The organism is Marinifilum sp. JC120 (genome assembly GCA_004923195.1).
In the GTDB taxonomy this organism is placed as follows: domain Bacteria; phylum Desulfobacterota; class Desulfovibrionia; order Desulfovibrionales; family Desulfovibrionaceae; genus Maridesulfovibrio.
Window position 1 is genome coordinate 1 of the sequence record RDSB01000061.1, and the last position, 1,364, is coordinate 1,364.

Sequence of the window (1,364 nt, forward strand, 5' to 3'; positions counted from 1 at the left end):
GGGCTCTACCTCAAAGAAAGGGGCGATAGACTAATCCGATAAAAAGAAAGGCATACCGAACCGACTCGATATGCCTTATAAGTTGATCAAATTTCCTACCACAGAAAGGAGATCAATTTATGGATCGGATTTTAATCGGTCTGCCCGATTTTGCAATCAAAAATGTGATGTCATATTATCCGATAATTTTAGAAGTAGAGTGGACAGGYACCCCCGTTTGTCCAAGATGCCGAAGTTCTTCCTTTCGGATCAAGGACACGTTCCGGCGATTTATTAAAAGCATTCCGCATAATGGTCGAGCATCGATTCTGCGAGTGAAGTGCCACAAGCATCACTGCAAGGATTGCGGCAGGTATTTTAACACTCGTATGGATGGAGTTAAGAAGTGGAGCCGTTCAACTGAGATTTTAAAGCGCGAAGTTTTTCGGCAATACAACAACGGCTCCTGCAACAAGACCATTGCCAGCGAAAACGGGATCGGTGTTTCCAGCGTGGAACGATTTTATCATCATGTAATTGATCTGAAAGTTCGGCAGCGCAGCAACTGGAAATGTCCACGTTATCTCGGAATTGATGAACACCGTTTCACCCGCAAAGTTGGGTTTTCAACTACGTTTTGCGACCTTGCGAACAACAAGATTTTTGACATAGCCATGGGTCGCAGTGCCGCTGAATTACTTCCTTTTCTCAGGACTCTTAAAGGACTAAGCAAGGTAAAAGTAGTTTGTATCGATATGAATTCAGCCTATCGACACATGGTGAAAAACTGGTTTCCGAATGCACAGATTGTGTCTGATCGATTTCACGTTATCAGGTTAGTGAACCAACATTTCACCAAAACCTGTAAGCTAATCGATGAAGAAAATATTTCATATGGGCGGGGTGGAATTTTGCGGGCCATGCTGTGTCGGCAGGACCGTTTGACAGATAAAAGGAAAAGCCTTTTAGCAAGGTATTTTGAAGAGCAACCAGCCATAAAAAGCATTTATGAATTCTGTCATGAATTGAATGATCTTCTTAGAACTAGGGCACAAAACCATGTAAATTGTGGGAAATATATTTCCAGACTGCTTGATAAAATATGGCAACTTCAGCAGAGTCCTTTTGCGCCGCTTCGGACGCTGGGCAAAACTTTAAACAGCTGGAAAGAGGAAGTGGGCCGGATGTTTCGTTACGTCAAAAACAACGGAATCACCGAAGGATTTCATCGTAAGATGAAGCTCATCCAAAGGCGGGCATACGGGTTTAGAAACTTTGAAAATTATCGACTGCGTGTACGCGTTTTGTGCGGGTAGTCGATAAGAAAATTAACGGTTGGAAATTTGGTCAATCGGGCTATCGCCCCTTTCTTTGGTGTAGACCCC

The 1,364-nt window shown here is 43.4% G+C and carries 1 protein-coding gene; it reads left to right on the forward strand.

What is annotated here, in order from left to right; all coding sequences use genetic code 11:
* Nucleotides 1-119: 119 nt before the first annotated feature.
* On the forward strand, nucleotides 120-1,295 hold the full coding sequence (locus D0S45_20325; GenBank protein TIH08936.1) for an ISL3 family transposase: 1,176 nt from the start codon (nucleotides 120-122) through the stop codon (nucleotides 1,293-1,295).
* Nucleotides 1,296-1,364: the final 69 nt, after the last annotated feature.